At 59.0% G+C, this 9,721-nt stretch carries 10 protein-coding genes; all 10 read left to right on the forward strand.

Annotated elements, in window-relative coordinates; translation table 11 throughout:
• Window positions 1-123: 123 nt before the first annotated feature.
• Window positions 124-2,076: an AMP-binding protein gene (locus tag P1S46_04500; protein MDF1535749.1), complete on the forward strand. Its 1,953-nt coding sequence runs from the start codon at window positions 124-126 to the stop codon at window positions 2,074-2,076.
• A gap of 22 nt (window positions 2,077-2,098) precedes the next feature.
• Window positions 2,099-2,983 carry a branched-chain amino acid ABC transporter permease gene (locus tag P1S46_04505; GenBank protein ID MDF1535750.1) on the forward strand — a complete coding sequence of 295 codons (885 nt, stop codon included), beginning with the start codon at window positions 2,099-2,101 and terminating at the stop codon, window positions 2,981-2,983.
• 3 nt (window positions 2,984-2,986) lie between these two features.
• On the forward strand, window positions 2,987-4,060 hold the full coding sequence (locus P1S46_04510; protein MDF1535751.1) for a branched-chain amino acid ABC transporter permease: 1,074 nt from the start codon (window positions 2,987-2,989) through the stop codon (window positions 4,058-4,060).
• A 96-nt stretch (window positions 4,061-4,156) separates the two neighbouring features.
• Window positions 4,157-5,377, forward strand: a complete 1,221-nt coding sequence (locus P1S46_04515) for an ABC transporter substrate-binding protein (GenBank protein MDF1535752.1) — start codon at window positions 4,157-4,159, stop codon at window positions 5,375-5,377.
• Window positions 5,378-5,564: 187 nt separating this feature from the next.
• Window positions 5,565-6,359, forward strand: a complete 795-nt coding sequence (locus P1S46_04520) for an ABC transporter ATP-binding protein (protein ID MDF1535753.1) — start codon at window positions 5,565-5,567, stop codon at window positions 6,357-6,359.
• A 350-nt stretch (window positions 6,360-6,709) separates the two neighbouring features.
• Complete coding sequence (locus P1S46_04525; GenBank protein ID MDF1535754.1) at window positions 6,710-7,042, forward strand: hypothetical protein; 333 nt, start codon at window positions 6,710-6,712, stop codon at window positions 7,040-7,042.
• 223 nt (window positions 7,043-7,265) lie between these two features.
• A complete protein-coding gene (locus P1S46_04530) occupies window positions 7,266-7,682 on the forward strand; it encodes a response regulator (protein MDF1535755.1) in 417 nt (138 codons plus the stop codon).
• A complete protein-coding gene (locus P1S46_04535) occupies window positions 7,679-7,885 on the forward strand; it encodes a DUF3185 family protein (protein MDF1535756.1) in 207 nt (68 codons plus the stop codon). The genes P1S46_04530 and P1S46_04535 overlap by 4 nt, the downstream gene beginning before the upstream one ends.
• Before the next feature lie 48 nt (window positions 7,886-7,933).
• On the forward strand, window positions 7,934-8,830 hold the full coding sequence (locus P1S46_04540) for a rhodanese-like domain-containing protein (protein ID MDF1535757.1): 897 nt from the start codon (window positions 7,934-7,936) through the stop codon (window positions 8,828-8,830).
• A 274-nt stretch (window positions 8,831-9,104) separates the two neighbouring features.
• The coding region (locus tag P1S46_04545) for a hypothetical protein (protein MDF1535758.1) at window positions 9,105-9,721 on the forward strand (617 nt) is incomplete at its 3' end.

A 9,721-nucleotide genomic window follows, 5' to 3' on the forward strand; every position in this document is an offset into this window, starting at 1 on the left:
CTGAACGACTTAGGAGACTGGCCGAGCGAGCGAATCGAGCGCTTTTCTTCGCCGTGTCGCCGTGTCGCCGTGTCACCCCGTCCCCCCTCGTAAGCAGAATCTGTCGATGAGGTATTTAAACTAATGGACCAGAAGAAAATGACAGATTCTGCCATTCTCCCTCCAATTGACCCATCCGACACCCTGCCGAAACTCCTGGTGCGGAACGCCTCCAGGTTTGGAGATCGCAAGGTCGCGCTGAGGGAGAAGGAGTTCGGGATCTGGCAGTCGTTCACCTGGCAGGACTACCTGGATCACGTCCGGGACTTCAGCCTGGGCCTCGTCAGCCTGGGCCTGGCGAAGGACGACAAGATCGCCATTGTGGGGGACAACCGTCCGGAGTGGGTCTTTGCGGAGCTGGCCGCCCAGTGCGCCGGGGCCGTCCCCCTGGGCATCTACCAGGATTCCACCTCCAGGGAGGTGGGCTTCGTCATCGACCATTCCGACGCCAAGTTCGTCATCGCCGAAGACCAGGAACAGGTCGACAAGATCCTGGAGCTTACAGAAAGCATCCCCAAGGTAGTCGGGATCATCTATACCGACCCGAAGGGGATGCGGAACTACCGGGACGAGATGCTCCTTGAGTTCACGGCAGTGGAAGCCATGGGCCGGGACCTGCACAACCGGGACCCGGAGATATTCAAGCGGATGGTCGAGGCCACCTCCGGGGAGGACCTCGCCCTCATCGCCTATACATCGGGCACGACCGGTTTTCCCAAAGGTTCCATGCTCAGCCACAACAACATGCTGAGGATGGCCTGCAACCTCATCCAGGTCGACCCCAAGTTCGAGGACGACGAGTTCGTCTCCTTTCTCCCCCTGCCCTGGATCGGGGAACAGATGATGGGCGTCGCCTCCGCGATGCTGGTGGGCTTCACCGTGAACTTCCCCGAAGAACCGGAAACTGTAACCGAAAACCGCCGTGAGATCGCCCCCAACGTCATGTTCTCGCCTCCCATGATCTGGGAGAACCTGGCCGCGTCCATCCAGGTCAGGGTCATGGACGCCTCGTGGCTCAAGCGGAAAGCGTTCAACCTGGCCCTCCCCGTCGGGTACGAGATGGCTGACTGCCGGTTCGAAAAGAGGGAGCCGTCGTTCCGGCTCAAGGTGAAATACCTTTTTGCCTACCTGCTGGTGTTCCGCGCCCTGAAGGACCGGCTTGGCTTTTCAAAGCTGAGATCGGCATCCACAGGCGGCGCGGCCCTGGGACCGGACACCTTCCGCTTCTTCCACGGCCTGGGCGTGAACCTCAAGCAGATCTATGGCCAGACGGAGATCTCCGGCATCTCGTGCATCCACTATGACGGGGACGTCAACTTCGACTCGGTAGGCAAACCGATCCCCGAAACCGAGATCGTTATCGCCGATAACGGTGAGATCCTGTCCCGCAGCCCCAGCGTTTTCCTGGGCTACTACAAGAACGAGGAGGCCACCAGGGAAACCCTTCGCGACGGGTGGCTCCACTCGGGGGATGCCGGGCACTTCACCGGAGACGGGCACCTCGTGGTCATCGATCGGGTCAAGGACGTCATGCAGATGGCCGACGGCACCATGTTCAGCCCCCAGTTCATCGAGAACAAGCTCAAGTTCTCCCCCTATATCAAGGAAGCGGTCTGTATCGGGGACCATCTGCCCTACATCACCGCCATCATCAACATCGACATGTCCATCGTCGGGAAGTGGGCCGAGAAGAAGCGCATCAACTACACGACCTACACCGACATCTCGGCCAAGCAGGAGGTCTACGACCTTATCGAGGCCGAAGCGATAAAGGTCAACAGGGACCTGAGGCGCATCAACGAGGCGTCCATCATCAGGAAGTTCGTCCTCCTGTACAAGGAGCTGGACGCGGATGACGACGAACTGACCCGGACCAAGAAGGTCCGGCGCGGCTTCATCGGAGAGAGGTACGCGGAGGTCATCGAGGCCCTTTACACCGAGGCGTCGGAGATCCCCATCGACACCACGATCAAGTACCAGGACGGCCGCGCGGCCCGCATCAGGACCACCATGATCATCCGGAAACTCGCCGACTGAAGGGATAACCGAAATGCAGGAGATGTGGTTCTTTTTACAGCTGCTCATCCAGGGGCTGGCCATCGGCAGCGTCTACGCCCTGGTGGCCCTGGGGTTTGTTCTCATCTACAAGGCCTCCTCGGTGATCAACTTCGCCCAGGGAGAACTTCTCATGGTGGGCGCCTACATCTGTCTGGCCCTGCTCACCACCTACCAGGTCCCGTTCTGGGCGGGTTTTTTTCTCACCATGATATTCTCCGTGATCCTGGCCCTGTTCATTGAGCGGCTGGTACTCCGGCCCATGATCGGTGAACCGGCTATCTCCATCATCATGATCACCATCGGGCTTTCCCTTGTCCTCAAATCGGTGGTAGCCGCCATCTGGGGGACCCAGATCAAGGTGTTCCCGCCCATCTTCCCACAGGTACCCGTCAAGGTGGGCGAGATCGTGGTCTCCCAGGTTTACATCTACACATTCGGAGCGGCCATGGTCTTCCTGGTGCTCTTCGCCCTGTTCTTCAAATACTCCCGCATGGGCATCGCCATGCGCGCCACGGCCAACAGCAACCAGGTCGCGTTGTCCATGGGGATCAGCGTCAAGAAGGTGTTCGCCATCTCCTGGTGCGTCGCGGCTGTGGTCTCGGCTGTGGGCGGCATCCTCATCGGGAACATCAACGGGGTCAACAGCACCCTGGCCGGTGTCGGCCTCAAGGTATTTCCCGCCGTCATCCTCGGCGGCCTCGATTCCATTCCCGGGGCCGTGCTGGGTGGTCTCATCATCGGCATCCTCGAGAACCTCTCGGGTGGATACCTCGACCAGTTCTTCGGTGGAGGCGTCAAGGAGGTGGCGCCCTTCGTGGTCCTGGTCATCATCCTCATGATCAAGCCTTACGGGCTTTTCGGCACCGAAGAGATCGAGAGGGTCTAGGCCATGAGTCTGCAGCAATCCGGGATCTTCCACGAGACGTACAAGGAGGACATGGCGATCTTCCAGACGCCGTTCATCAAGTTCTGGATGATCGGGTTCTTCATCTTCCTGGCCGTCTTCCCGTGGATCAACAAGCCGTTCAACAGCATGTTCAACACCAACACCCTCTATCTGATGAACCTCATCGGGATCTACATCATAGGGGCACACGGCCTGAACATCCTCACCGGGTTCACCGGGCAGATCTCCCTGGGCCACGGGGCGTTCATGGGTGTAGGGGCTTACGCGTCGGCCATACTGACCATCAAGGCCGGCATCCCCTTCTGGTTCGCCCTCCCCATGGCCGGCCTGATAACGGCCCTTGTGGGAATGGTGTTCGGCATCCCTTCCCTGCGGCTCAAGGGGCTTTACCTTGCCATCGCCACCATGGCAGCCCAGTTCATCATCGGGTACGCCATGAGGAACTGGAGCGCCCTGACAGGGGGCAGCACCGGCCTCGTTGTAAGTTCACCGACCTTTTTCGGCATCGACATGGGCACTGACCGCTCCTATTACTATCTCGTCTATACCATTGTCATCGCCACGACCCTTTACACCAAGAACCTGACCCGCACCCGTCCGGGCCGGGCCTTCGTGGCCATTCGGGACCGCTACCTCGCAGCGGAAGTCATCGGGGTCAACGTCTGGTTCTACCGCATTCTCTCCTTCGGGATCAGTTCCTTCCTGGTCGGGATCGCCGGAGGCCTCTGGGCCCATTACGTGCTCGTCGTCAACGACGAGGCGTTCGGCATCTGGCTTTCCGTCCAGTACCTCGCCATGATCATCATCGGCGGGATGGGAAGCGTCCTCGGCGCCATCTACGGAGCCGTCTTCATGACCCTCCTTCCCATCATGCTGCGCATCCCCGAGCACGCCCTGACCCAGGTCTATCCCGGGGTGTTCGCCATTTTTCAGAGCCTGACGGAAGGAGTTTTCGGCCTCATCATCATCCTGTTCCTCATTTTCGAACCGGACGGGCTGGCCGCCCGCTGGCACACCGTGAAAAACTACTGGAAGCTTTGGCCCTTCTCGTATTAGAATGCCGTTTTAAACAGGTCCCGTTCCGGCGGGAGGATCGGTACAGATAATAGAGAAGCCAGGGGGGAACGAAAAGTTCGCACAAGGAGGATAAGGATGAGTAAAGCAGCACTGGGTTCAAAATGGATCGTCCTGACCGTCGCGGCTCTGATGATCATCGCTATCGGCGGGCTGGGTTGCCAGAAGGCCGAGCCGCCCAAAAAGGCGGAAGAGGCTCCCAAAGAGCCTATCGTCATCGGCGGCATCTTCGACACCACAGGCGCCACGTCCGACGTGGGCCAGGACTACGCGGTCGCTGCCGTGGACGCGGCAGACTACATCAACGCCAACGGCGGCGTCAACGGGCGGCCTGTCGAGATCATCGCCAACGACTACGCCTACAAGCCGGACAAGGCGGTCGAGCTCTACAAGACGTACAAGGACAAGGGGATCTTCCTGATCCAGGGGTGGGGCACAGGCGACACCAACGCGCTGAAAGCCCTCGTCTCAAAGGACAAGATCGTCTACATCTCGGCATCCTACGATTCCCTCATCAACGATCCGGCCAAGACGCCCTACAACTTCTATGCCAGCACCGCCTACGGGGACGCCATCAGGGCCGCCATGCAGTTCGTCCATGACTCCGGTAAAAACAAGGTCGTCTTCATCTACCCCGACCATCCCTACGGCAAGAACCCCATCCCGGCGGGAAAGGCCATGGCCGCCGAACTGGGCCTCGAGGTCGGCCCTGACCAGTTCGTGGCCCTCAACGCCACCGACGCCGTGAGCCAGCTCACCAACATGAAGCAGTTCAACCCTGACTTTGCGTGGATCGGCGGGACAGTGGCCAGTACGGCTGTCATCATCAAGGACGCCGCCAAGCTCGGCCTGGACACGAAATTCCTCGTCAACGTGTGGGGCTTCGACGAGAACCTGGTGAAACTCACCGGGGACGCGGCCAAGGAGAGGGTCTACGGAATGGGCCCCTTCGCCATGTGGGGAGCGGACGTTCCCGGCATGGCCGCTCCCATGTCCATGCACACCAAGAAGCACCCGGATGATTCCCACACCGTCCACTACATCCAGGGGTGGAGTTCCATGATGGTCATGTGGGAGGCCCTCAAGAAGGCCGAGACCCTGGACGGCCCCGGCGTCAAGGCCGCCCTGGAGACTATCAATGACCTCGATACGGGCGGTCTGACAGCTCCCATCACCTTCACCCCCACTGACCACCGCCCCAACACGACCCTCAACATCAACATGATCGATGCCGACGGGAAGATCGTCACGGTCAAGAACGTGACGATGAAACGCCGGCCCGAGTGGCTCGGCCAATAGGACTCTCTTCAAGGGGGGCGGCGTAACGCCGCCTCCCTTTTCGTTCAGTCCTATTGTCCTGTTTGTCTGGTCCCCAAACCACAGGACCAGACAAAAAACATATAAATAACTTCCACATTGTACAGACCGTAAGCCAGTGAGGCAGGCAATGCCGGAACCAGCAGCCAACAACTCGGAAAATCAACCCATTCTTTCATTGAATAATGTTGAAGTCATTTATGATGACGTTATATTAGTCCTCAAGGGAATGTCGTTAGAGGTCCACGAGGGCCAGATCGTGGCCCTTCTCGGAGCCAACGGGGCAGGCAAATCCACGACGTTAAAGGCCATCTCAGGCCTCCTCAAGGGGGAGGAGGGGGAAGTCACCGACGGTTCCATTATCTATATGGGACAGCCCATCGATGGCGTAGACCCGGAAAAGAGGGTCAGCATGGGTATCTTTCAGGTGATGGAGGGCCGCAGGATATTTGACGATCTGAACGTTGACGAGAACCTCATTGCGGGTGCCCACACGAGGAAGAGCAGGGCGGACGTTAAAATGGATATGGCCATGGTCTTCGATTACTTTCCCCGCCTGACTGACCGGCGCCATACACTGGCCGGTTACCTTTCCGGCGGGGAGCAGCAGATGCTGGCCATCGGGCGCGCCCTTATGGCCCGCCCGAAACTGATGCTTCTGGACGAACCGTCTCTCGGGCTCGCCCCCCTGCTGGTGAAGGAGATCTTCGGGATCATCAACCGCATCAACAAGGAGGAAGGGACCACCATCCTCCTGGTGGAGCAGAACGCGCGCATCGCCCTTTCCATCGCCGATTACGGCTACATCATGGAGAACGGCAAGATCGTCATGGACGACCCGGTGGACAAGCTCAAGGAGAATGAGGACGTCAAGGAGTTCTACCTGGGGCTGTCCAAGGTGGGGGAGGAAAAGAGTTACCGGGACGTCAAGCATTACAGGCGCAGAAAACGATGGATCAGCTGACCGAGTCCAAAGTCCAACGTCCAATGTCCAAAGGAAAGGCTCCAAGCGGGGCCTTTCTCGGTTACTGACACTGACACCCTGAAAACCATGAAGACCGTCCGACACGGAGACTCGGGGACACGGGGACACGGAGAAAGAGCACCAATAAGGTGCTTTATACTAAGAGCAATAAAAATTCGTCGGGATTAAAATACTGTTGTACTTTCGCGTTCAGCTTACCACTCCGCGTCGCCGCGTCCAAATGTCTTTCTGAACCACCCCGCGGCCCCCCTCCCCCGCGTCAAGCGGTTTCGCCCTGCCGTCATTTCCTCCCGTCCGGCATCATCCCTTTCGTGATATCCTCACCACTGATGAGGCGCTCAACTCTCCTGCTGCTTGTGCTTCTCCTTTTCCTCAGCCTGGGGGCCGAAACGGTCTATTTCGGGTGCGGATCACCCGGAGTTTCCGTGGGGGGAGTTTCTTCCTGCGGCACGGCGGACCCGGAGGACGACCCGTGCGATCATATCGTCACGCTCCAGGTCACCGTTCTGCGTGCAGCCGACAGCAGTCCCGTGGCAGGGGCAACAGTCCACATCGCCACCGGCCTTCCGGACAATACCAACACCGTTATTACGGACGAGACTGGTATCGCCAGGTGGGATGACACCTCTTTCAATTTTCCTTCTGAGTTTTATCGTGTATGATTTTCCGTGTTGGAAGGATCATGCCTACCGAGCTGTTTTCACACCAGGTCCTGGAAGGCTGTCTCACGCGCACCAGAGGACGCGGAGAAGGACAGATAAAAAACGAAGGACGATGAGCGATGAATAAAGCTAGAATGCCTGTTTCGCGCTTCGACCTTTGCCCTTCGCGCTTAACCGTAGCACAGCGAGATACCATGGAACGCTGCCAAGGATCGCTAAACCTGTGAAAAGGGTTCTTCTCGTAGAGGACTCGGCCCTCGTCCGAAACATCGTCTGTGACGCACTGCAGACCTGCTTCCCCTGCGTCGCCACTGTCGTGGAGGACGGAGCCCAGGCCTACGAGGAACTGCGCCGGAACAGTTACCACCTGGTGGTCACCGATATCGTGATGCCGGTGATGGACGGATTGACCCTGGCCAGAAAGGTCCGCCAGGAGCTCAGATCAGATGTCCCTATTATCATGCTGACATCCATAACCGCTGAAAACGTGCGACAAAAGGCCTCTGAAGCGGGCGCCAGCGCCTTCCTGACCAAGCCCATCGACTACAACAAGCTCATCCAGGTGGTCGAGCGCCTCGTCCTCCCCGAACTCGGTAGGGAGGACAGCGGTTCCGGTGAGGAAGGGGTGGAGAACTTATGATCAAGCGATCCATGGCTATCGGCTGCCTCGTTTTCGGCTCCGTGACGCTTTACATCGGCTACGGAAAAACCCAGTCCGTCGCGGGAGGGTTGCGCAGGGCATTCGGCAGCGGTTACTCCACCGAAACTATTGTCTACCTCGTGGGGGGCGCCGTGCTGGTCGTTACCGGGCTGGTCATGCTCACAGGCAGGAAGAAACGCTGATCGCCGGAAAAACCGGCACTTTTTACCTCACTTACCGGGAGGAGATTTGTGCGCATCGCCCCGGCCCTGACCGTTTTCTTCCTCTTCCTTATCCAGCTCCCGGTGCTCCCCGGCGGCGGCGCCCCGCCGGGCCCCGGCTATACCATCGATGCCGACCAACTGGCGGACATCCTCGGTTCGAAGGATCTCGTCATCCTCGACGCCCGAGGCCCCAAAGCACACCGCAAGGGGCATATCCCGGGGGCCATCCCGGTGAGTTGGCAGGGCTTCGCCGTTACCGTTGGACGGCCTGGAAGCTCCAAGTGGGGTGTCGCCTTTGCCCCACAGGAGCTGTCCGGAAAGTTCGGGGAACTGGGTGTTGATGCTGCCACCTCGGTGGTCGTCTACGGAGATCCTCTGGGCGGCCGGGGAGAAGACGGCCGGTTCGTGTGGATGCTCCTGATGCTCGGCGTTGAAAAAGCCCGCATCCTCAACGGAGGTTTCCCTTTCTGGCAAGGGAACGGCTATCCTGTTTCCAGGGAGAAGGTCGATCCGGTCCCGGTCACCTTCGGAGACGTTATCCCGGTCGACGGGTTCACGGTGGACTCGAAGTGGGTCCACCAGCGTCTGGGAAGCGCGCGCATCGTGGACAGCCGCACGGCAATGGAGTTCAACGGCTCACGCAAGCGAGGAGAGGCCAGGGGCGGCCACATTCCCGGGGCCGTTCTGATTCCCTACCTCTCCCTTTTCCGGGAAGACGGCCGTCTGAAGACCCTCGGTGAGCTGAAGGCGCTCTTTGAAACCGCGGGACTGGAAGAGGACGACGAGATCGCGGCCTACTGCACGGCCGGGATCCGGTCGTCTTTCATGGTACTGGCACTCCGGATGGCCGGGTACGGGAAGGCCGCCAACTACGACCAGTCGTTCTTCAGGTGGGCGGCGGATAAGAGTCTTCCCGTGGAATGAGGGGAGACCCGAGTTGAGAGTTGAAGTTCCGGGTTGGACTTTTTACGACTCTATCAAGGGTTGAGGGTTGCCGGTTTTATAGTGCGCATGTGCACCGGTGCACTGGATCTCCTGATTCCTGACCGGCTTGTCCTCCGTAGCCTATTATGCCCATCAGTTTCACCGCCTGTTGCACACGGTCGTGTGCATAATCCCGTGTTATATTTGACTATTTTTTGACAAAGTCCGGAACCGCAGTAAGCTTGGCTGTAATCTGGCCATGTGGGTGATCGCAATGGCGGCCTTGTTTACGATCCCGGCCGTTGTACCGGGAGCCTTCGCCTCGAACACGGTGACGTTGCCCCTGTTCGAACCGGAGGGGTTCTACCGCGATACCGGGGGGCCGGAGGTGGAGGTCAGGAGCATCCCGTCGTCTTATATCACCATCTCCATTAATGGAGTGTACGTCCAGGACGTTCAGGTGACTGACCCGGTTACGGGAAGCAGCCTGGAGGCGAATAAGGCCACCGTAAAGGGAAGCTGGGAGGCCTACACCGACGATGTGGGAATCGTGGTCAACGGTGTACCGGCAGCCTTGTCGGGGGGAGTCTTCGTCGCGTCGGAGGTGCCCCTGGTGGCAGGGACAAATACACTCACGGCAACCATCACCACTTTTGAGGAGATAAGGGATGTAGATAGCGTACAAGTTGCGGCCAGTGCCACGGAACCAGCCGTGGTTCTGTGGTCCAATTATTCCTCGGGCGTGGCCCCGATCCAGGTCTCTTTCAGAACGGACACCGAAGGGATCGACGCCGTTGAGTACAGATACGACCTTGACGGGAACGGGGTCGTGGACATCTACGCCTCTGATGATAGCGCGGTTTCCTATACCTACCAGTACGCGGGCATCTA

Source organism: bacterium, from assembly GCA_029210545.1.
Lineage (GTDB): Bacteria > BMS3Abin14 > BMS3Abin14 > BMS3Abin14 > BMS3Abin14 > JARGFV01.

Excerpts from the sequence above, each read along its gene's own strand:
- P1S46_04500 (MDF1535749.1), top strand. The coding sequence starts at position 124 with ATGGACCAGAAGAAAATGACAGATTCTGCCATTCTCCCTCCAATTGAC.
- P1S46_04505 (MDF1535750.1), top strand. The coding sequence starts at position 2,099 with ATGTGGTTCTTTTTACAGCTGCTCATCCAGGGGCTGGCCATCGGCAGC.
- P1S46_04510 (MDF1535751.1), top strand. The coding sequence starts at position 2,987 with ATGAGTCTGCAGCAATCCGGGATCTTCCACGAGACGTACAAGGAGGAC.
- P1S46_04515 (MDF1535752.1), top strand. The coding sequence starts at position 4,157 with ATGAGTAAAGCAGCACTGGGTTCAAAATGGATCGTCCTGACCGTCGCG.
- P1S46_04525 (MDF1535754.1), top strand. The coding sequence starts at position 6,710 with ATGAGGCGCTCAACTCTCCTGCTGCTTGTGCTTCTCCTTTTCCTCAGC.
- P1S46_04535 (MDF1535756.1), top strand. The coding sequence starts at position 7,679 with ATGATCAAGCGATCCATGGCTATCGGCTGCCTCGTTTTCGGCTCCGTG.